This window comes from Paenibacillus sp. BJ-4 (assembly GCF_020404765.1).
Lineage (GTDB): Bacteria > Bacillota > Bacilli > Paenibacillales > Paenibacillaceae > Paenibacillus.
In genome coordinates this window covers 205,074-225,896 of the sequence record NZ_JAIVEM010000072.1, presented here as the reverse complement: position 1 = coordinate 225,896, position 20,823 = coordinate 205,074, and the positions used below count along the sequence as shown (strand labels likewise).

Sequence of the window (20,823 nt, the reverse complement as noted above, 5' to 3'; positions counted from 1 at the left end):
CATTCTTGAAGAAGAGAAAGACAATCTATCGACTACCCTTCAATGGTGTAGAAAACAGATTCACAAAACTCCGACCATCTCTTTCCAATTCGAGTCTTATTTTATGATAGACAAGATCAAGGATTCGAGTCAATCGGAAAAAGTGTCGAATCCATATTTTTATCCCGTTTTCTTTCGTCATAATATCTACGCAACATTACCAAAACGAAAGAATAAGTTAGGAATAGGCGCCCTACACACCAAAGAAGCTCTCGAGAATTGAGAGCTTCTTTGGTGTGTAGGAAGTCAACTGCCGCTCTTATTATGTTGAAGCCGGGATCGTCTTTGGCTCATAACAGCCAGTCTTCTCTTAAGTTCTCCCTGCCATTTTTCATCATTCATCTGTTTGGCTACCATCAATAAATCAAGAGACATGTCAATTTGACGCTTCACAATTTCAAATGCATCTTCACTCTCACGATTTACACAGTTTTCAAATATCGTATCATCATCTTCCATGACATAATCCTGAAAGTCAATCTCGCTTGCCCCATCTCCATGTGCATATTCAGCCAAAATTTCATATTCATTTTCGACTTTATAATGAACTTCAATGCGACGACATACCGGGCAAAACAGCAAAGGAACATTATGGACTTGGGTACGGTAATGCTTCAGCGTTCCCTTGGTTCCTACCATGCTTGCTCCACAGCAATAACTCATCCGGGCTCAGCCTCCTCTGAACAAAACCTGTTCTGCCTTGTTATCTTCTACACTACCTTATTCGCTTTCGTCAGCCAAAATTCCTCTAGAACATAACAACATTTCCATAATTATTTGTTGCTTCACTCTGTATTACTCCATGCAAACCAGCTCACCCTAAATATTTCACTGTATAACACAGGCAAGCAAGCAGGCAAGCAAGCCCCCAATATCGGCATAAAAACCGTTTGTTGGGGGCTTGCTTGTTCAATATTCAATATCTGATATTACAGGTTTTTGTCACCTGGTTTCCAGTTCATTGGGCACAAGCCACCGGATTGCAGAGCTTGCAGTACACGCAATGTTTCTTCTACACTGCGACCTACATCGTTGTGGTTAACCACTTGGTATTTCAATTCGCCTTCTGGATCAATGATGAACAAGCCGCGCAATGCAACGCCTTCTTCTTCGATCAGAACGCCATAATCGCTTGCTGTTTTTTTCGTGATGTCAGAGGCCAACGGGAAGTTCAGCTTGCCCAGACCGTTGTTTTCTTTAGCTGTGTTAATCCATGCTTTGTGACTGTGTACAGAGTCTACACTGATACCCAGAATTTCAGTATCCAGCTCTTTGAATTGGTCAGCAGCATCGCTCAATGCTGTAATTTCCGTTGGACACACAAAAGTGAAATCCAGTGGATAGAAGAAAAATACAAGCCATTTGCCGCGGTAATCAGAAAGCTTCACCGATCCAAATTCTTGACCGTCCCCACTCACTGTTTCCAATGCAAAATCAGGTGCAGGTCTTCCTACCAATCTTTCTGCCATAACATGAAATCCTCCTTTAAAATATGTAAGAAAAACACCAATTGTGTTCTCCTCAATCATCTATATTGTATTAACAACTTACTTGATAAATGTTATCATTCGCACAATTCAAAGTCAATATTATAACCATTACTTTTTTATAATTATTTTAAACTAGATGATAAATTCACGATTTATACACATTTCGAGCATCTTACACATGCTGATACAGAAGCAGCCCCTGATTACTCAGGAGCTGCCGGGGCAAACATTTGCTGTAATAGCATTACTATATAATTGACTGTATAAGCTTACTATATAAATAGGTAGCTTTTTTTCAGACAGGTGCGTTTCCGAGCTTTTTAGCGAATCGCTGCTGCGATCAGATCGCCCATTTGAGTTGTCGAGATGGCTTGAGATTTATCCACCGCAATATCCGCTGTGCGATGTCCTGCATCCAGTACCTCAGCTACCGCTTTCTCAATTGCGTCAGCTGCCTTCTCATACCCGAAGGTAAGTCGGAACATCAAAGCAACGGACAAAATCGTTGCAATCGGATTGGCCAGTCCTTGACCTGCAATGTCCGGCGCTGAGCCGTGCACTGGCTCGTACAAACCAAAACTGCCTTCTCCGAGTGATGCAGAGGACAGCATACCGATAGACCCGGTCAGCATAGCCGCTTCATCACTAAGAATGTCACCAAACATATTTTCCGTCACGATGACGTCAAAGCTGGATGGACGACGCAGCAATTGCATCGCACAGTTATCCACCAATACATGCTCCAGTTCTACATCTGGATAATCTACAGCGACCCGGTTAACTACTTCGCGCCATAAACGGGAAGTTTCCAGTACGTTAGCCTTGTCTACCGATGCGAGCTTTTTGCGACGTTTTTGTGCAATCTCGAAAGATTGGCGAACAATCCGCTCTACTTCCGTTACATTATATGCGCAGGTATCAACTGCCTCCTCACCCTGAGCGCTCTCACGTCTGAACTTCTCTCCGAAGTAGATGCCGCCCGTCAGCTCACGCACGACGATCAGATCTGTTCCCTCCAATACTTCTGGTTTCAGTGTAGAAGCGTCCTTAAGACAATCGAAGACGACGGCGGGACGAAGATTCGAAAACAGGCCGAGCTCTTTGCGAATACCCAGCAGACCAGTTTCAGGACGAAGTTCCTTAGGGTTATTGTCCCATTGAGGCCCCCCTACCGCCCCCAACAATACGGCATCTGCAGATTGACATACAGCCAGTGTTTCTTCTGGCAGTGGTGTTCCCTTTTTATCAATAGCGATTCCGCCAAACAGCGCATGCTCCGTTTCAAACGAAAGACCAAACACTTCTTCCGTACGTTTCAAAATTTTCTCTGCCTCAGCGACCACTTCCGGTCCGATTCCATCACCAGCTATTACCGCAATCTTTTTCACGTCTGCCATCACGTACACTCCTCTTGTTATACAGCCATACGGGCGTATTTTTCATATCTTCTTTGTAACATATATGGCAGGGTTTTGACTAAGATATAGAATCTATCAATTCAATAGGTTTAGCCTATAAGCCGAATTTTTCATTGAAATATAACAAAACAGGACCGGGAACACCCCGATCCTGTAAATACCAATTTCTTCAATTTGTATACATTTAGGACTTGTAATCTACGCGATTGCTGTAGTTTTTACGCTTGTCGATTAAACCGTTCAGCGCATCCACGTAAGCCCGGGCACTCGCTTCCAGAATATCAGTGCTTACGCCACGTCCCTGTACAGACAGCCCGTTTTGAGTCAGCACCACATGCACTTCACCCAAAGCATCCTTACCATGGGTAACAGACTTGATGGAGTAATCCGAAAGTACAACGCTCTCGCCGCTGGCTTGATCAATTGCATTGTAGATCGCATCGACAGAACCGTTCCCTTCAGCCTCTGTCTCAATAATCTGACCTGCGTCGTTAACCAGACTCACTTTGGCAGAAGGCGTAGCCTCATTGCCAAAGGTTACGAACATCGTTTTCAACTTGAAGACCTCAGGTGTATCTGCCAGTTTTTCTTCCAGTAATGCCAGAATGTCATCATCCGATACTTCCTTCTTCTTGTCAGCCAAATCCTTGAACTGCCCGAAAGCACGATTCAGATCTTCTTCGCTTAATTCGTAGCCCAACTCGATCAAACGCTCGCGGAAGGCATGACGTCCGGAGTGCTTGCCCAGAACCAGCTTGCTTTCCTTCAGACCGATACTTTCCGGTGTCATGATTTCATAGGTCGTTTTTTCCTTGAGCATGCCATCCTGATGAATACCTGATTCATGTGCAAAAGCATTCGCACCAACAATCGCCTTGTTCCCCGGTACCACCATCCCTGTCAAACGGCTGACCAGACGGCTCGTACGGGCAATTTCAGACAATTGCAAAGACGTTTTGGCCTGGAAAAACTCCTGTCTCGTTTCCAGCGCCATTGCAATCTCTTCAATAGCTGTATTTCCAGCACGTTCCCCAATGCCATTAATGGTTCCCTCAATCTGATCCGCCCCGTTCAGGATGGCAGCCAGCGTATTAGCGGTAGCCATGCCCAAATCATTGTGACAATGTGCACTCAGCTGAATCTTTTCCACATCAACTACATTTTCCTTGATATGCTTGAAAATGTTGCCGTATTCATAAGGCGTCAAGTAACCCACCGTATCTGGGATATTAACGACAGACGCACCCTCCTGTACAGCCATGGTGACCATTTCGACTACAAAATCAAGCTCTGTACGACCTGCATCCTCCAGAGAAAACTCCACTTTGGGCAAATACTTTAGTCCATAGCGAATGGCTGAACGGGCCGTCTCCAATACCTGTGCCTTTTCCATCCGCAGCTTATGCTGACGGTGAATCGGAGAGGTTGCCAAAAAGATATGGATACATGGGTCCTGGGCTCCCTTGAGCGCCTCGCGAACCGCGTCAATATCTTGCTCTCTTGCACGCGAAAGTCCAATGACTGTTGAATTTTTGACAGCCTTGGCAACCGCATTTACAGCGGCCAAATCCCCTGGTGAAGCAGCCGGGAATCCAGCTTCCATACGGTCAATACCCAGTTTTTCCAACTGATGGGCAATCTCTACTTTCTCACGGGTATTCAAGTTCACGCCCGGTGACTGTTCTCCGTCTCTCAACGTTGTGTCAAATATATATATTTTGCGCAACGTAACGCACCTCCCTCAGAATTAGGACCTTTAAATTACAATGCGGCTCACGCAATAAGCAGGGCCGCATTGTAATTTAAACTTTATAATAAATCATATTATGGAACTCATTGTACAAAAAGAGCTTATTTCTTGATCCAATGCATCATTTCACGCAATTGTCCACCCACCACTTCAATTGGGTGGTTAGCTTCGTTACGACGAGTAGCCGTCAGGAATGCGCGTCCGGATTGATTTTCAAGGATAAAGTCACGAGCAAATTTACCTTGCTGAATATCAGTCAATACTTCCTTCATCGCTTTCTTCGTATCTTCTGTTACCACACGTGGTCCAGTTACATAATCACCATATTCCGCTGTATTACTGATGGAATCGCGCATCGTTGCCAATCCGCCTTCATACATCAGGTCAACAATCAGCTTAAGCTCATGCAAGCATTCGAAGTAAGCCATCTCAGGAGCATATCCTGCTTCAGTTAATGTTTCGAAACCTGCTTTTACGAGTGCGCTCACGCCGCCACACAATACCGCCTGCTCACCGAACAGATCCGTTTCCGTTTCTTCACGGAAGGAGGTTTCGATTACGCCCGCACGTGTACAACCGATGCCCTTTGCGTATGCAAGACCGATTTCCTTGGCTTGACCCGTTGCATCCTGCTCAATTGCGATCAGGCCCGGTACGCCAAAACCTTCTACATAGGTACGACGTACCATATGTCCTGGGGATTTTGGAGCAACCAGCAATACATCACTATCTTTAGGAGCTACGATTTGTCCGAAATGAACATTAAAACCATGGGAGAACAAAAGAGCTGCGCCTTTTTTCAGGTTAGGTTCAATTTCATTTTTGTAAACAGAAGCTTGTGTCTCATCCGGCAACAAAATTTGAACCACGTCTGCACGGCTTGTTGCGTCAGCTACGTTCAGAACTTCAAAACCGTCGTTTCTTGCGACATCGGCTGATTTGCCTTCACGCAAACCAATAACAACATTCACACCACTGTCACGCAGGTTTTGTGCTTGAGCATGTCCTTGGCTACCGTAACCGATAACGGCAACTGTTTTTCCTTTCAATACGCTAAGTTCTGCATCTTTTTCGTAGTACGTTGTAACTGCCATGGTTAATTTCCTCCTTTTAATTGGACCCTTCATAATGAGCGGGTACTCCAAGAGATTTTACCTCGCAAACAGTATCTAAAAATCTCTTCGAGCCCCCGCTCTTATGCGGGCGGTTCTTTATTGATGTAATGCGCTATAAGCGGTAATCCGTTAAAGCTCCATATTAAGCATTGCCACGTATCATAGCTGTGACCCCGGTTCGGGTCAGCTCACGAATACCGTATGGCTTCAGCAACTCGATCATGGCGTCTATTTTTTCGGTATCACCAATGACCTGAACGATCAGGCTCGTCGTTCCAACATCGATTACAGCTGCTCTGAATGTTTCCACCACACCCATGATTTCTGGTCGTTGGGGTGGTTCTGCTTTTACCTTGATCATCGCCAATTCACGAGCAACCATCGGCTTGGAACTGAGATCGATGACTTTGATTACATCAACCAGCTTATAAAGCTGCTTTTCAATCTGCTCCAGGTTGTTCTCATCTCCTACAGTTACAATGACCATACGAGATAATCCGACTTCTTCCGATTGACCAACGGTTATACTCTCAATGTTAAAGCCACGGCGACCGAACAAGCCAGACACCCGCTGCAAAACGCCGGGATGATCATTTACCAGTACAGCAATGGTATTTTTAGTCGTCATTTTACTCGTCCCCCATCAACATTTGATCAATTGTCGAACCTTGCGTCACCATCGGATATACATTCTCTTCCTTGCTGACTACAAACTCGACAACGACCGGTCCGGGTGTATCAAGCGCCTCCTGCCAAGCCCGACGTGCCTCTTCCTTATTCGTAGCACGCAAACCTTTTACACCGTACGCTTCAGCTAGTTTCACAAAATCTGGACTTCCAGCCAGATCAATGTGACTGTACCGATTGTCATAGATCAGTTCCTGCCATTGGCGAACCATCCCAAGTACCTGATTGTTAATAATTACGATTTTGACCGGGATGTTATTAATAGCGCAGATGGCTAACTCCTGCGAACACATTTGCATACCGCCGTCCCCGTTAATCGAGATTACCAATCTGTCGGGATTGGCCATCTGAGCACCAATCGCAGACGGAAAACCAAAGCCCATCGTACCCAGTCCGCCAGATGTTACCCATGAGCGCGGCTGATTGAATTTGTAATACTGTGCTGCCCACATTTGATGCTGGCCCACGTCGGTCGTAACGATTGCGCCGCCCTTGGTTGTTTCATCTAGCAACTCGATAACCCATTGTGGCTTGAGCACTGTATCGGAATCCTTGTAAGAATAAGGCTTTTCGTTCTTCCATTGCTGAATTTGCGCTCTCCATGCATCTGCCCGATCTGCGCGTTTCACATCCTGATTCAGCAATTCCAGTACCGCCTTCACGTCGCCTACAATTGGAATATCGGTCGCAACGTTTTTTCCAATTTCAGCAGGGTCAATATCAATGTGGACGATTTTGGCTTGTGGAGCAAATCCGTCCAGTTTGCCTGTCACCCGATCATCAAAGCGAGCACCGATACAGATCAGCAAATCCGACTGTTGAATAGCGTGATTGGAGGTGTACGTTCCATGCATGCCCGGCATTCCCGTCCACAGCTCGTGTCCGCTTGGGAAAGCTCCAAGTCCCAGCAATGTTGTCGTTATAGGAATTTCCGTTTTGCGAACAAACTCGTAAAGTGCCTCATGCCCACCAGAGTATACAACCCCGCCACCGGCCAGAATGAACGGACGTTCTGCCTCGGAAATGGCCTGAGTCAGCTTGTCTATTTGAATTTTATTAGGCAGCACTGTTGGGTTATAGCCCCGCATGATCACAGGTCCCGTTTGTGGAACAAACAGCGTTTGGGCTGCCGAAATATCCTTCGGAATATCAATTAGCACTGGTCCCTTGCGGCCTGTGTTGGCAATATGAAATGCCTCATGGATGATCCGCGGCAACTCCTCTACGTCTCTTACCAAATAGCTGTGCTTCGTAATCGGCATGGTAATTCCCGTGATATCAGCTTCCTGGAAAGCATCCGTGCCGATCAGGGAGGATATAACATTACCCGTGATGACCACCAACGGTACCGAATCCATAAAAGCCGTCGCAATACCAGTTACCAGGTTTGTCGCACCAGGTCCGGATGTCGCAATACAAACCCCAACTTTACCGCTTGCTCGTGCGTAACCATCTGCCGCATGAATAGCTCCTTGCTCATGACGGGTGAGGACATGTTTGAAATCCTCAAAGCCATACATGGCATCATAAATATAAAGCACTGCACCACCAGGGTATCCGAAGACACAATCTACTCCCTCCAGCAACAGGCTACGGAGCAAAATTTCCGAACCTGTAATTACTTCAGGTTCCATCCACTTTTGACGTAATTCATCGGTTGACCGAACTTCAGGAATTTGTGCACTCATTGGTCATCCTCCTTTACAAAATTTACATACAGCTGACATTTGTGAAAACAAAAAAACCTTCCATCCCTAGAACAGACTTGCTGTTACTGAGGGACGAAAGGCTGTAGCCTCCGTGGTACCACCCGTGTTTGCCCGATATCTCACAATATCGAACCTTGGCAGGTACAGAAATCCAAAGGATTCCCATATCTGGCGTCTGTAACGTAGACCGTACGATTTTCCCTAATAGGTGATTCAGCGACCGTTAATTACATCGGGGCCAAATACTTTTCAGGAAAACAGCTCCGAGGTGAGCTCGTTAAAAAGGGATTTTGGTGAAGCTTGCAGCTAATGCCTCACTCTCTGAACAAAAGAGCCCTAATCACTTCGTCCTCTTCATTGCCGTTGAGTTCATGTCATTCTTTCAAATGTTTAGACACATTATATGTCCCCCATCTGGGATAGTCAATACCCAGATTTCATAAAAATTTATGTTTATCTTTCGAAGCACCTCATAGTAGCACGCATGTAACCGGTACCCGCATATTATAAAAAGACCACACGGTAAGACGGGTGTACACCTCCAAAGCCACGTCTTGTCTTGTTAACAGGGTAGAAAAGGAGGCCCGTTTATGATTCGCAAACGCGTCGCTCAGGATGATACGGTGATCTTTCGTCTGATCGAGCAGGAGCTTGTCCCCCTGTCGCATTTAAGCGCCCAAGAAATGGAGCAAATACGCAAAGAATTACCCCGGCGCTTAAACCGGGGCATCACTTTTGTGGCTTGCAGGCCGGATAATGCACAGGTTGTTGGCTTCATTCATGTTATGCTGCATGGAGAACTGTTATACATTGATTTGATCGCAATTTCTTCGGCTCATCAAGGTAAGCACTACGGAAAAAAATTGCTGGAGTATGCCGAGCACTATGGACGAATGCGACACTGCAAGCGGGCCAAAGTCATGGTGGACGAAGACAATATCCGGGGAATCCATTTTTATCTGCGTCACCAATATCACATGCTGCGATACGTAGCCCTGAGCCGATGCCACGAATTTGAAAAATCACTGTGAAAAGCGGCCTCTTTGGATCATGATCTTGTTATACTAAAATAAATTGGGGTAATACGGATAACCTACTCCGGGGTACCCAGGGCCAGACTGAGGGCCATATCCTGGTGTACCATAACCTGGTCCGTAGCCGTTATATCCGCCTCCGTAGGCACCAATGTAAGGAGCCGTGCCGATGGCAAGCAAGTCAAACAGCACCAGGGGAATAATCGCCTTCGTGTTGACTTTTTTCTTGCGGTTTGGTTGAAGAACCAGTCGGTTACCCGAAATGCGGATCAGCTTGCCGCTGACCTGGGAACCATCCTTGCGAGTAGCGAAGATGACTTTGCCGACAAGCTTCTCCACCTGCTTTCTGGTTACTGCCTGTTTCATCGTATTTCCTCCTTCTTTCTCAACGAATGGACAGATTGAACGGCTCCTTGATAGCTCACCACCACCATAAAATAGACTGGAGCTGACAGGGGCCGAGCGTCCGTCCAATCTGCATAGCACATTCTATTCTCTTCATACCAGAAGCGTATGTTTAAATGCCTGCACAACCTAAAAAAATCTAGTACCTGCAGACGCAGATACCAGATTTTCAGATGTCCAATTTACAGTTTTAAAACATACAGCGGCCAGCTGTTGATGAGTTATTAATGTTATTAACGCTTGCTTGGATCATAAAGTTGACCCAAAGCAGCCGGAGCTCGTGACCGGCCTACAGCAGCTACCAGTACAATAATCGTCAAGAGATACGGCAGCATAAAAATAATTTCCTGGGGAATACTTTGCGACCATGCAAACAATTGTACATAGTTGCGAATGGCTTGTGAAAAACCGAAAAACACGGCTGCGCCAAAAGCACCGAGCGGATTCCATTTACCGAAAATCATAGCGGCAATAGCAATATATCCCTGGCCTGAAACTGTATTGTGCGAGAACATATTGGTTGTAGTCAGGGTGATCGTAGCTCCACCAATACCAGCCAACGCACCACTGATCATAACGCCGATATAACGAAGGCGATTAACCTTGATCCCTACTGTATCCGCTGCACCCGGATGCTCCCCAACCGAACGCAAACGCAAGCCAAACGGAGTTTTATACAAGACGAAATATCCAACAATAACCAATAGAATAGCCAGGTACGTCGTTGGATATGCTTGGAAAAAGGCTTTTCCTGCAATTGGAATATCCACAAGAAAAGGGATGGATATTTCGTTAAAACCCTGAATACGACCGGTATCACCATCACCTTCAAATAAAAGCTTGACCATGTATAGCGTACTACCTGCCGCCAGAAAGTTAATGACAATCCCGCTTATGACTTGATCGGCTTTAAACGTAATAGAGGCTACAGCATGAATCAACGAAACCAGAATACCGAACACTGCAGCCGACAGCACACCTACCCAAGCTGCAGAGGTCCCTCCCAGCCCCGCTTGTTCGGCATAAAATCCGCCGACACCAGCCGCAAACGCCCCGAATACCATAAGTCCTTCCAACCCAAGATTCGTTACACCGGATTTTTCTGAAAAAACTCCGCCGAGAGACGCAAATATAATCGCCGTCGCAAAAACGAGCGTTGTATGGATTAATTCACCAAGTGTTAACCAACTCATTTTACAACACCTTCTCTTTCTTCCGCTTGGAGTAGAGCGGCTTCACAACCCAACGCACAATTCCTTGGGCCGCAATGAAGAAAATAATCGAGCCAATGACCACCCGGATAATTTCGGGCGGTACATCCGCGCTAAAGCTCATCCCCGCGGAACCATACGTAAGCGTTCCGAACAAAACAGAGCCAAGCAGCACACCGAACGGATTATTCATCCCGATCAGAGCCACGGCGATACCGTCAAATCCGGTTCCCGGTGATCCAGCCATGACGGATTGGTAATGGAATACCCCCAACACTTCAAATGCACCCGCCAATCCCGCAAAAACACCACTAATAAACATCGCTTTTATGATATTACGATTTACATTCATACCAGCATAACGGGATGCGTCCTGATTAAATCCGACAGCCCGAAGCTCATAGCCCTGCTTTGTTTTCCACATGAAAATATAGAAAAACACCGCCGCCAGCAAAGCAATAACCGTGCCCCAATGAACCCGGGCATTTCCCATCATCTGTGATAACCAATCGATGGAAATGGAAGCGGAAGGCTGAATATCCATCGAACGATTCTCACCCTCCATTAATGCAAACTGATTAATGACCAGGTTGGCTAAATACAGACCGATCCAGTTCATCATAATGCATGTAATAACTTCATTTACACCTCGCTTGGCCTTCAAATAGCCCGCAATCGCGGCCCACAAGCCACCAAAAACTGCCCCTGCAATTACAGCCAGTGGAGCATGAATGATAGCAGGCAGTCCATGAAGCTTGATGCCCACGATTGATGCGGCTGTCATACCTACCAGAAACTGACCTTCACCACCAATGTTAAACAATCCGGCGCGAGCTGCAAAAGCAAATGCCAGCCCCGTTAAAATCAATGGAGTCATTTCACGGATAGCCTCGCCAAAGTTGTATGAATCTCCGTATACACGGCTAAACAATGCGGAATAAGCCACAATGGGATCGTACCCGCCAATCAGCATCACAACAGCACCCAGAAGAAGACCCAAAATAATAGAGACCAGTGCCAGTACAAAGGAGTCTTTCGTAAATATTTTCAATAGGTTAGCCATTCTCTGCTCCTTTCTTCACTGCACTTCCTGCCATCATAAGTCCCAATTCCTGGTCATTCGTTTCTTCCGGCAGCACTTCCCCGACAATCTTGCCCTCATAGATGACAGCAATTCGGTCGGACACATTCATAATCTCGTCCAACTCAAAAGAAATAAGAAGGACCGCTTTACCTTGATCCCGCTGAGCAATCAGTTGTTTCTGGACAAACTCAATGGCTCCGACATCCAGACCGCGTGTAGGCTGCGCTGCAATAAGAAGATCCGGGTTTTTATCAATTTCACGCGCAATGATAGCCTTTTGCTGATTTCCGCCAGACAACGCTCTTGCCTTTGTGTAAATATCTGGTGTTCTTACATCGAACTTCTCAATGAGACTTTTTGCCTGTTTATCGATCGCTTCTTTGTTCAAAAAGCCATTTTTACTGTAGGGTGCTTGGTAATACGTCTCCAGCACCATATTTTCACTCATGGAAAAATCGAGCACCAGCCCATGTTTATGGCGGTCCTCCGGTATATGTGAAACACCTGCCTCGGAAATTTTGCGTGGCGACTGATTGGCGATCTCTTGCCCAAGCAATTGAATGCTTCCGCCATCGACCTTGCGCAATCCTGTCATGGCTTCAATCAACTCACTCTGTCCATTGCCGTCTACACCAGCAATCCCCAGAATCTCGCCCGCCTTTACCCTCAGATTCAACTCATTCAGAACACTAATGCCATCCTTGTTTTTAGAGACCACATTGTTCATTTCCAGTACAGTCTGTCCTGGCTGTGCACGCTGCTTGTCCACTTTAAAGGACACACGACGACCTACCATTTTCTCCGCCAGCTCATTCGGTGTTGTTGCTGACGTTTTGACCGTATCAATAACCTGACCTCGACGAATAATGGTGACTGTATCTGCAATCTGCATGATTTCTTTGAGCTTATGCGTAATAAGAATGATAGATTTACCTTCAGCTACCAGGCGCTTCATAATGTCCAGCAGCTCAGTGATTTCTTGTGGTGTTAGCACTGCTGTAGGCTCATCGAAAATGAGAATATCTGCACCACGATAGAGGGTTTTGATAATTTCCACACGTTGTTGCATACCGACGGATATATCCTCAATTTTGGCATTCGGATTCACCTGCAGGCCGTATTGCTCAGACAACCGCTGTACTTCGGCGGCAGCCTTTTTATAATTGATTTTCAGACCCTTACGAGGCTCGGAGCCCAAGACAATATTTTCGGTAACGGTAAACGGCTGTACGAGCTTAAAATGCTGATGCACCATGCCGATCCCCAGATCAATCGCCTTATTGGGGCTATCAATCTGCACTGGTTTACCACCGACTTCAATCGTCCCTTCTTCTGGCTGATACAGTCCGAAAAGAATATTCATAAGCGTAGATTTACCCGCGCCATTCTCGCCCAAGAGAGCATGAATTTCTCCCTTATGCAGCTTAATGCTGATAGAGTCGTTGGCAACGATGCCGGGGAATCGTTTTGTAATGTTCTTCAACTCAACGACGGGGGTCGCTGCATCCATGAAATCACCCTTATACACTTTATAGTATGTGCTCCAATGAGCTGACTGACCTTTATGATTCGTATAACTCCAGACGTAAGAACAAGGCTAGTCTTATGAACCAGCCTTGTCGCCACCTCTATGTTCTTCAAACCCGATTATTTCGAAGGAACTGTAATTTCGCCCTTAATAATTTTTTGCTTATATTGTTCCACAAGATCAAGTACGTCTTTAGGGACATTTTTCGTTGATGTATCCGCCAGACCAACTCCGTTATCCTTCAAAGCCAGTGTTTCAATACCACCCTTGAACTTACCGTCAACAACTTCCTTAGATACACGCTTTACAGCTTCATCCACACGTTTCACCATGGATGTCAACGTTACGTCGTCACCAAACTCAAGGGATTGGTCTTTATCAACACCGATAACCCATACTTGCTGACCTTGTTGCTTACGTGCGAGCGCTTCGTTAAATACACCCGTACCTGATCCACCAGCTGCGTGGAAAATGATATCTGCGCCGCTGTTATAGATCGTCGCAGCCGCTGCTTTACCCAGATCTGGCTTATCAAATGCGCCTGTGTAGTTTACTTCCAATTTTGCATTTGGATTTACAGCTTTAATCCCCGCTTCAAAGCCCTTTTCAAAACGCTTGATCAGCGGGCTGTCTTGTCCTCCCACAAAACCAATTTTGTTTGTTTTGGTAAGCTTACCAGCTACAACCCCCACCAGGAAGGAACCTTCATTTTCAGCAAAAACAACCGATTTTACGTTAGGCGCATCCACGACACTGTCGATGATCGCCAGATTTTTGTTCGGGTTATCCTTTGCTACTTGTCCAATCGCATTCGCCAGATTAAAACCGATCCCCCAAGTCAGGTTAAAATCACCCTTAACAAATTGGTTCAGGTTAGGAATATAATCTTGATCCGATTTACTTTGCAGGTATTTAACTTTAGCGCCTGTATCTTTCTCAGTCGCTTGCAGTGCTTCCCAAGCAGATTGGTTAAACGATTTGTCGTTTACTCCACCCACATCTGTAACCATGCCGATTTGGACATTTGATGTTTTGGCAGAACTGCCTGTGTCCCCACCACTTGCGTTGGACGCACCTTGATTTTTGTTACCGCAGCCTGCGAGAATGACCGAGATCGCCAGCAGCATAACCAAAGACATACTGAAAATTTTCTTCATGCTGATACTGTTCCCCCTTAGTGTTAGATCCCTGGAGCTGTCTCTTTTTCTTTGAAAATGTACATGCCATACATGTCATTTACTGACGAGACAGATCGTACAGAAGACTTACTTTAGAGATTATACAATTATGATCGGCTAAAATCTAGATAATTAATAACCTTGGGTCAATTTTTTTTGGTTTTTTACAAATGTAAGCGTTGCAAAATTTAAAAAAAGCATACATTCTGCCATTACACGTCATATTTATTCGTATTTTGGAGAAAATAAGCCTTTTCGTTTCACTCCATAGGTACAAAAAAAGGCATCCCTACACAGCTTACTGCTTGGGATACCTTTTTACCACTTTCATGGTCTCCACGCTCAATAATTAAGCGTTGATTTTGCCTTTAGCAACAGTTGCCAAAGAATTGAACGCATTGATATCGTTGACTGCAAGATCAGCCAAGATTTTGCGATTAATGTCTACACCAGCCAATTTCAGGCCGTGCATCAGTTTGCTGTAAGACAAACCATTCAAACGAGCTGCTGCATTGATACGCACGATCCACAGTCTGCGGAAATTACGTTTCGTCTGACGACGGTCACGGTATGCGTAAACAAGCGATTTCATTACCTGCTCGTTAGCTGTTTTAAAAATGCGGTGTTTAGAACCAAAATAACCTTTAGCAAGCTTCAATACTTTTTTATGACGACGACGAACGACGAATCCGCCCTTTACTCTTGCCATATCAAAAGACCTCCCAAATAATGTTTATGCTTTATTCATTGCCGAACTATATGCTATTTGAGGTTAGCAAGACCTTGTTTCAGACGTCTAACGTCCCCAGGTGCCATCTCAGGGTTAGTACCCAGAACACGTTTTGCACGTTTGGATTTGTGGGAAAGCAAGTGGTTTCTGTAAGCTTTGTAACGCGTTACTTTACCAGTACCGGTAATCTTGAAGCGGCCTTTAAGGCTGCTATGTGTTTTCATTTTAGGCATTGAACTTCCTCCTTAATTTATCATTGACTCTTTGGAGCCAATATCATAATCATGCTGCGTCCTTCGAGCTTGGGCTGGCGCTCCACGGTACAAAGATCAGCAACTTCCGTTTTCACACGCTCAAGAATTTTTTGTCCCACATTAGCATGGGTAATTTCACGACCGCGGAAACGAACGGAACATTTCACCTTGTCCCCTTCATTCAGGAACTTCACCACATTGCGAAACTTGGTCTGGTAGTCATGCTCCTCGATGTTGGAACGGAACCATACCTCTTTGATGTCAACGATCTTCTGGTTCTTACGGGCTTCCTTTTCTTTCTTTTGTTGCTCATAGCGGAATTTTCCGTAATCCATAATCCGACACACGGGCGGCTTCGCTTGAGGCGCCACGTTCACGAGATCCAAGTTTGCGTCAATCGCCATTTGTAGAGCTTCACGAGTCGGTTTAATCCCGATTTGTTCCCCGTTCGCACCAACCAGACGTACTTCTCTCACCCGAATCTCATCATTGATCATATGTTCCTTACTAATAACCCTCCACCTCCAGAACCTGTTATTTTTGTATTTTGTGTGTAGACACAAAAAAGGGATGACGACTATGCAGCCGACATCCCTGTCTGATACTCAATTCATCATGAAAGGTCAATTCACAAATCATTGGATCATGACCAGCCGGCAATACCGGACAGGTGAGAAGTCGGACCTTCTGCTTGTTAATCCATATTTTTCATTAACATACTCATATATCTTATCATGTTGCAGGTGAAGTGTCAACACCTTTTCAAGAAACAAGTAACACCTCACCATTCGGGTACATTGGTCCCGCACCGCAACTATCCTTGCTTGCTCTGAACCTCTTCCAGACGAACGACACGCGTATGCTGAGTGTGGCTCCATTGCTTGTTGTTCTGTGTGAAGAACGCATAGAACGTAATCGGATACCACGAAACCAAATAGACTGGGAACAGCAGCAAGTACAGATATACTTTTTTGAACGTGACCTTTTCCAGGATCATAGCGATCAAAAAGGTGACAATATTCAGACTCACAGCCACAAAACCGGTCCAAGCAGGGAATTGTACATAGATATTTTCAATATTGGGTCCACCAAATAATGCAATATCTATCCACATCGCTACTGTCATCAAGAAGGTAAACAGTACGATATACACGTTCAAACCATAAAGAGCCATATCGAATTTAATCAGGCTTCTATGCTTGATACTTTGCCACAGCAGCGGGAAGAAATAACGACGAGCGACCGTAAAGTGTCCCTGCATCCAGCGCAGACGCTGTCTGGACGAAGCTTTGAACGTCAACGGCTTCTCATCATATACCTTGGCATCGTAATTAAATCTTGGATATACGTTGCGTTGTGTGCAACGCATGGTGAATTCCAAATCCTCTACCAGACTTGTTGCACCCCAACCCATTTCCTTGAGCAGATTCGTTTCAAAGCACATGCCTGTACCACCAAGAAAATTAGCCATATTCAGGTTGTGACGTGACAGCTGCCACAGACGGTTGATGTACCAGTAAGATACACCATATGCGGCTGTGATCCAAGAATCCTCAGGATTTTTGGTATCAATGTACCCTTGGATAACACGGGCCCCTGTGCACAAATCATTGTTCATTTCACTCAAAAAATTGGTATGCGCCAAATTGTCAGCATCAAACATGACAATGGCATCATATTGGCGCGGCATAGCCCATAATTCCTTGAGCATCCACTCGATGGCGTAGCCTTTACCACGCAAATTCGGATTTGTGCGTTCACAAGCATTCATACCGTGAGCGCGAACAATGTCTGCTGTCTTATCCGTACAGTTATCACAAATCACGAATACATCGTATAGTTCCTTCGGATAGTCAAGCTGCTTCAAGTTTTCCATCAATGCTCCAACAACTTGTTCTTCATTGTGGGCAGCGACTAAAATGGCAAATGACTTTTCTGGAGCCGCATGCGCTTTTCTTTTTTTGCGTACCAATCCGAACAAGGAGAATGCAAACTGATAGACAGCGATCAACGCCAGTATAATCTGGAGCGTCACGAAAATAGCGTCTAACATAATCTCTTGTTACCCCCTTTTTATACCCCTTTAAAAATCTTGCGTTTATTGTTTTCTATCTGTGTAGCGCAAGTTGCGGCGCTTTTGTGCGCCTTTTCTGTAATTTTGACCCGACCCTTGCTTTCTTCATTGGCTGTGCGCAGCCCCCTTTTGGCTGACACAGGAATGCCATTACGATTTTCGTTGGTTTTCAAACTTTTGTCAAAGCCTTAAAACTGGTCTCAGCAGCAAAAAAACACGACAAATTCCCGTTTAAGCAGGGAATGCGACGCTGAGCCTCTCATTCATAACGCTTAGGTCTTATTTTCATCCATTTGCTAACTTTTTATTTCTTTGGTCCCTCCTTTTTGTGGGCCAATTAGCAACCACTTCTAATCACTCTATCTTATTAGACGGATGAACGCAAAGAAAGTTATACAATTCAGCTTATATTCCTTAAACATTTTTGTGTAGAATTGAACCAGGTAAGTGGTGATTCTTGAAATGCATAGCGTTTAAAAATATGATGAGAGCAAGAGAATAATTACTTATGGCCTGATTCTGTCAAAGTGATTGAAAATATTTGCCGACCTACCTGTAACGGCAACCGGAGGAAACCAAATGCAACGTCTAGTCGTAAAACTTGTAAATCTGGAGCAGCAGTTGTTCAAATGGATCAACGGACGCTTACACAACCGTTTTTTGAACTTCTGGCTTTATTATCTCACACATTTGGGCGGGGCTACCTTTACAATAGCCTCTACGTTACTTATTTGGTGGCTCGCTCCGTATCCATGGAAGGATGCCGGTATGAAGGGAGCCATTGCTCTGGGGGTCAGTCATATCCCCGTAGCGATTGTCAAAAAATTGTATCCACGGATTCGCCCGTATTTGGCGCTACCGGGTACGAATACATTTCGCAACCCCCTGTCGGATCATTCTTTCCCCTCAGGGCATACAACCGCTATTTTTTCGGCTACCGTTCCTTTTATGCTTCAGTCACCGATGCTTATCCTACCGCTGTTGCCTATAGCGCTAGTTGTAGGTTTTTCCCGGATTTACTTGGGACTCCACTATCCCACGGATGTACTTGCAGGAGCGGTTATTGGAACTTCTGCAGCAATCGGAACGGTTGCATTCTGGCCTTAAAGCCGATATGGTATGATTGAGAACATCCCAGCAGGAACAGGTGAAATGAGAGTGGCTAAAAAACGAGTGTTATTATTATCGGAAGGTTTCGGTGCCGGACATACTCAGGCTGCATACGCGCTCTCAAGCAGCTTGCGGAAGCTTTCTCCGAATGTGCAGACCCGAGTGCTGGAGCTGGGGAGCTTTTTGAATCCGAGAATGGCCCCGCTTATTATTACAGCATACAAGAAGACTGTTGTATCGCAGCCTCGCCTAGTCGGATTGGTTTACCGTCATCAGTACAAAAAATCATTAAACCGTCTTACAACGCTCGCTTTGCACCGTCTGTTCTACACACAGACCCGAAACATTCTCCGACAGCTTCATCCCGATTTGGTGGTATGTACTCATCCTATCCCGAGCGCGGTGATTTCACGCTTAAAGCGCTTAGGCTTACATGTTCCGCTTTGTACTGTCATCACAGACTATGATGCACATGGAACATGGATCAGTCCCGAGGTTGATCGGTACTTTGTATCTACGCCTGAAGTCATGCGCAAGCTGCGCGCGCGCGGAGTACCCGTGTCAAAAATCCAGGTGACCGGTATTCCGGTTCATCCAAATTTTTGGGAACATCCGGGACACGATGAAATTCGGGAACAATTTGGCCTTAAACCTATCCCGACCGTACTCGTTATGGGTGGCGGCTGGGGCCTTATGAACGACGAAGTCATTCATCGCTCGCTTACCGATTGGAGAGAAAACATTCAATTTATTTTTTGTTTGGGTCATAATGATAAAATTCGTCGTAAAATGCAGTTGGACCCCCGTTTCAATCATCCAAATATTCATATCTTTGGATTTACACGGGAAATCGACAAATTAATGGAGGTATCGAATCTTCTTATTACCAAACCCGGCGGGATGACATGTACCGAGGGGTTAGCCAAAGGGATTCCGATGCTGTTTCACAAACCTCTTCCCGGACAGGAGGAGGAAAATTGTCAATACTTTACGGCTCAAGGCTTCGGAGAACCGATTACTTCGCTGGATGTTGTCGTTAAATGGATGAACCGATTACTACACGATTTTCCGGAAATCGTTCGCAAGCGACAGGAGCACGTCCATAATGTAGCGCGATACTATCCTCTTCAGAGCGCACAGAGTATTTTGGATATACTGGAACCAAACGGGGTGCTTTCCTAAAAAGGAAGCACCCCCGCTTTATTTTAATCGTTTTATCTCTATCGCTTTACTTTCCGTACTTTTCAAGACGCATTTTGTCGTACTCTTCCAAAGCGTCTTTGCCAATCAGCACCTCGACACGATGGATATTCATACCTTTGCCCATAAATTTTTGTTCATATTCCGTCATAACATGCTGCTCGTTAATCCCTTCACGATGAAGGTTCAACGATATATTCGTCATTTGCAGACCACTGTCGGCAAATGAATTCAGGGAAAACTCAAACAATGTCTCCGAATCCGTCTTAAAATGAATTTGCCCTCTGCTGTTTAAAAGCTGACGGTACTTGTCCAAAAAGCGCGGATGCGTCAAACGACGGCGCGCATGCTTGGTTTTAGGCCAGGGATCACTAAAATTCAGATAAATGCGTTCAATTTCTCCAGGTTCAAAAACATTCTCAATCTGTTCAATGTTTGCCAGTGCCAACTTGATATTGGGTGGCGTGCCAACCTCTGTGTCGCTCCAGGCCAGGCGAGACTTTTCTGTTGCACGTCGTACCAGTTCATCATACATATCAAAGCCAATGTAGTTGATGTCCGGATTTCGGAAGCTCATTTGGCTAATAAATTGTCCTTTACCCATGCCAAATTCCACATGAATCGGACGATCATTACCGAAAAGCTGCTGCCACTTTCCTTTATACTGCGTCGGCTCCAAGATGACCAGATCCTGTTGTTCTTCCAAGCTTTCCCTTATTCCTTTTCTTCCGCGTAAACGCATGTTACTCCTCCATATACTCTGTTATCAAGGAAAAAGGAATTCCACCCCCGCTTGAAGATACGGAA

21 protein-coding genes are annotated in these 20,823 nt (G+C 45.4%); 3 read left to right on the top strand and 18 right to left on the bottom strand.

The genetic code is table 11. The features are described 5' to 3' along the window. Nucleotides 1-285 precede the first annotated feature (285 nt). The 7 genes from LCF57_RS13690 to ilvB form a co-directional block, all read right to left on the bottom strand. Nucleotides 286-702 carry a hypothetical protein gene (locus tag LCF57_RS13690; RefSeq protein ID WP_007429530.1) on the bottom strand — a complete coding sequence of 139 codons (417 nt, stop codon included), beginning with the start codon at nt 700-702 and terminating at the stop codon, nt 286-288. 266 nt (nt 703-968) lie between these two features. Beyond that, the gene (locus LCF57_RS13685) at nt 969-1,508 is read right to left on the bottom strand and encodes a peroxiredoxin (RefSeq protein ID WP_013370083.1); all 540 of its coding nucleotides are present in this window, start codon (nt 1,506-1,508) and stop codon (nt 969-971) included. A 341-nt stretch (nt 1,509-1,849) separates the two neighbouring features. Continuing rightward, on the bottom strand, nt 1,850-2,926 hold the full coding sequence (gene leuB / locus LCF57_RS13680) for a 3-isopropylmalate dehydrogenase (protein ID WP_007429528.1): 1,077 nt from the start codon (nt 2,924-2,926) through the stop codon (nt 1,850-1,852). Between the two features lie 205 nt (nt 2,927-3,131). Beyond that, complete coding sequence (locus LCF57_RS13675) at nt 3,132-4,673, bottom strand: 2-isopropylmalate synthase (RefSeq protein WP_226001182.1); 1,542 nt, start codon at nt 4,671-4,673, stop codon at nt 3,132-3,134. A gap of 125 nt (nt 4,674-4,798) precedes the next feature. Beyond that, a complete protein-coding gene (ilvC, locus tag LCF57_RS13670; protein ID WP_007429526.1) occupies nt 4,799-5,791 on the bottom strand; it encodes a ketol-acid reductoisomerase in 993 nt (330 codons plus the stop codon). Between the two features lie 163 nt (nt 5,792-5,954). Further along, entirely contained in the window at nt 5,955-6,440 is a 486-nt protein-coding gene (gene ilvN / locus LCF57_RS13665; RefSeq protein ID WP_013370080.1) for an acetolactate synthase small subunit, read from the bottom strand. Between the two features lies 1 nt (nt 6,441). Then, entirely contained in the window at nt 6,442-8,187 is a 1,746-nt protein-coding gene (gene ilvB / locus LCF57_RS13660; protein WP_226001181.1) for a biosynthetic-type acetolactate synthase large subunit, read from the bottom strand. Nucleotides 8,188-8,798: 611 nt separating this feature from the next. On the opposite strand from ilvB, the gene LCF57_RS13655 reads away from it, so the two are divergent. Next, entirely contained in the window at nt 8,799-9,239 is a 441-nt protein-coding gene (locus tag LCF57_RS13655) for a GNAT family N-acetyltransferase (RefSeq protein WP_226001180.1), read from the top strand. Nucleotides 9,240-9,272: 33 nt separating this feature from the next. Here LCF57_RS13655 and LCF57_RS13650 read toward each other — a convergent pair whose 3' ends face one another. The 10 genes from LCF57_RS13650 to LCF57_RS13605 form a co-directional block, all read right to left on the bottom strand. Beyond that, nucleotides 9,273-9,608, bottom strand: a complete 336-nt coding sequence (locus tag LCF57_RS13650) for a hypothetical protein (protein WP_226001179.1) — start codon at nt 9,606-9,608, stop codon at nt 9,273-9,275. A 272-nt stretch (nt 9,609-9,880) separates the two neighbouring features. After that, complete coding sequence (locus tag LCF57_RS13645) at nt 9,881-10,840, bottom strand: ABC transporter permease (protein WP_226001178.1); 960 nt, start codon at nt 10,838-10,840, stop codon at nt 9,881-9,883. 1 nt (nt 10,841) lies between these two features. Continuing rightward, nucleotides 10,842-11,921 (bottom strand): ABC transporter permease, encoded by a 1,080-nt coding sequence (locus LCF57_RS13640; protein ID WP_226001177.1) that lies wholly within the window; start codon nt 11,919-11,921, stop codon nt 10,842-10,844. Continuing rightward, nucleotides 11,914-13,452, bottom strand: a complete 1,539-nt coding sequence (locus LCF57_RS13635; RefSeq protein ID WP_226001176.1) for an ABC transporter ATP-binding protein — start codon at nt 13,450-13,452, stop codon at nt 11,914-11,916. Before LCF57_RS13635 ends, LCF57_RS13640 begins: the two co-directional genes overlap by 8 nt. A 137-nt stretch (nt 13,453-13,589) precedes the next feature. Further along, a complete protein-coding gene (locus LCF57_RS13630) occupies nt 13,590-14,627 on the bottom strand; it encodes a BMP family lipoprotein (protein WP_226001175.1) in 1,038 nt (345 codons plus the stop codon). Nucleotides 14,628-14,997: 370 nt separating this feature from the next. Then, the gene (gene rplT / locus LCF57_RS13625; protein WP_007429517.1) at nt 14,998-15,357 is read right to left on the bottom strand and encodes a 50S ribosomal protein L20; all 360 of its coding nucleotides are present in this window, start codon (nt 15,355-15,357) and stop codon (nt 14,998-15,000) included. A gap of 53 nt (nt 15,358-15,410) precedes the next feature. Then, the gene (rpmI, locus tag LCF57_RS13620) at nt 15,411-15,611 is read right to left on the bottom strand and encodes a 50S ribosomal protein L35 (RefSeq protein ID WP_007429516.1); all 201 of its coding nucleotides are present in this window, start codon (nt 15,609-15,611) and stop codon (nt 15,411-15,413) included. Between the two features lie 20 nt (nt 15,612-15,631). After that, on the bottom strand, nt 15,632-16,129 hold the full coding sequence (gene infC, locus LCF57_RS13615; RefSeq protein WP_007429515.1) for a translation initiation factor IF-3: 498 nt from the start codon (nt 16,127-16,129) through the stop codon (nt 15,632-15,634). A gap of 317 nt (nt 16,130-16,446) precedes the next feature. Beyond that, nucleotides 16,447-17,685, bottom strand: a complete 1,239-nt coding sequence (locus LCF57_RS13610) for a glycosyltransferase family 2 protein (protein ID WP_226001174.1) — start codon at nt 17,683-17,685, stop codon at nt 16,447-16,449. Between the two features lie 20 nt (nt 17,686-17,705). After that, nucleotides 17,706-17,879, bottom strand: a complete 174-nt coding sequence (locus LCF57_RS13605) for a hypothetical protein (protein WP_226001173.1) — start codon at nt 17,877-17,879, stop codon at nt 17,706-17,708. 406 nt (nt 17,880-18,285) lie between these two features. Here LCF57_RS13605 and LCF57_RS13600 point away from each other — a divergent pair, with 406 nt between their 5' ends. Both LCF57_RS13600 and LCF57_RS13595 read left to right on the top strand, forming a co-directional pair. Next, a complete protein-coding gene (locus tag LCF57_RS13600) occupies nt 18,286-18,813 on the top strand; it encodes a phosphatase PAP2 family protein (protein ID WP_226001172.1) in 528 nt (175 codons plus the stop codon). Between the two features lie 51 nt (nt 18,814-18,864). Then, on the top strand, nt 18,865-19,998 hold the full coding sequence (locus LCF57_RS13595; protein WP_413232197.1) for an MGDG synthase family glycosyltransferase: 1,134 nt from the start codon (nt 18,865-18,867) through the stop codon (nt 19,996-19,998). A gap of 46 nt (nt 19,999-20,044) precedes the next feature. Here the strand turns inward: LCF57_RS13595 and trmB are convergent, their stop codons facing one another. Next, a complete protein-coding gene (trmB, locus tag LCF57_RS13590) occupies nt 20,045-20,758 on the bottom strand; it encodes a tRNA (guanosine(46)-N7)-methyltransferase TrmB (RefSeq protein WP_226001170.1) in 714 nt (237 codons plus the stop codon). Between the last annotated feature and the right edge of the window lie 65 nt (nt 20,759-20,823).

Excerpts from the sequence above, each read along its gene's own strand:
- LCF57_RS13640 (WP_226001177.1), bottom strand. The coding sequence starts at position 11,921 with ATGGCTAACCTATTGAAAATATTTACGAAAGACTCCTTTGTACTGGCA.
- LCF57_RS13630 (WP_226001175.1), bottom strand. The coding sequence starts at position 14,627 with ATGAAGAAAATTTTCAGTATGTCTTTGGTTATGCTGCTGGCGATCTCG.
- ilvB (WP_226001181.1), bottom strand. The coding sequence starts at position 8,187 with ATGAGTGCACAAATTCCTGAAGTTCGGTCAACCGATGAATTACGTCAA.
- ilvC (WP_007429526.1), bottom strand. The coding sequence starts at position 5,791 with ATGGCAGTTACAACGTACTACGAAAAAGATGCAGAACTTAGCGTATTG.
- ilvN (WP_013370080.1), bottom strand. The coding sequence starts at position 6,440 with ATGACGACTAAAAATACCATTGCTGTACTGGTAAATGATCATCCCGGC.
- rpmI (WP_007429516.1), bottom strand. The coding sequence starts at position 15,611 with ATGCCTAAAATGAAAACACATAGCAGCCTTAAAGGCCGCTTCAAGATT.
- LCF57_RS13690 (WP_007429530.1), bottom strand. The coding sequence starts at position 702 with ATGAGTTATTGCTGTGGAGCAAGCATGGTAGGAACCAAGGGAACGCTG.
- LCF57_RS13600 (WP_226001172.1), top strand. The coding sequence starts at position 18,286 with ATGCAACGTCTAGTCGTAAAACTTGTAAATCTGGAGCAGCAGTTGTTC.
- rplT (WP_007429517.1), bottom strand. The coding sequence starts at position 15,357 with ATGGCAAGAGTAAAGGGCGGATTCGTCGTTCGTCGTCGTCATAAAAAA.
- LCF57_RS13610 (WP_226001174.1), bottom strand. The coding sequence starts at position 17,685 with ATGTTAGACGCTATTTTCGTGACGCTCCAGATTATACTGGCGTTGATC.
- LCF57_RS13645 (WP_226001178.1), bottom strand. The coding sequence starts at position 10,840 with ATGAGTTGGTTAACACTTGGTGAATTAATCCATACAACGCTCGTTTTT.
- LCF57_RS13685 (WP_013370083.1), bottom strand. The coding sequence starts at position 1,508 with ATGGCAGAAAGATTGGTAGGAAGACCTGCACCTGATTTTGCATTGGAA.
- trmB (WP_226001170.1), bottom strand. The coding sequence starts at position 20,758 with ATGCGTTTACGCGGAAGAAAAGGAATAAGGGAAAGCTTGGAAGAACAA.
- LCF57_RS13635 (WP_226001176.1), bottom strand. The coding sequence starts at position 13,452 with ATGGATGCAGCGACCCCCGTCGTTGAGTTGAAGAACATTACAAAACGA.
- leuB (WP_007429528.1), bottom strand. The coding sequence starts at position 2,926 with ATGGCAGACGTGAAAAAGATTGCGGTAATAGCTGGTGATGGAATCGGA.
- infC (WP_007429515.1), bottom strand. The coding sequence starts at position 16,129 with ATGATCAATGATGAGATTCGGGTGAGAGAAGTACGTCTGGTTGGTGCG.
- LCF57_RS13655 (WP_226001180.1), top strand. The coding sequence starts at position 8,799 with ATGATTCGCAAACGCGTCGCTCAGGATGATACGGTGATCTTTCGTCTG.
- LCF57_RS13650 (WP_226001179.1), bottom strand. The coding sequence starts at position 9,608 with ATGAAACAGGCAGTAACCAGAAAGCAGGTGGAGAAGCTTGTCGGCAAA.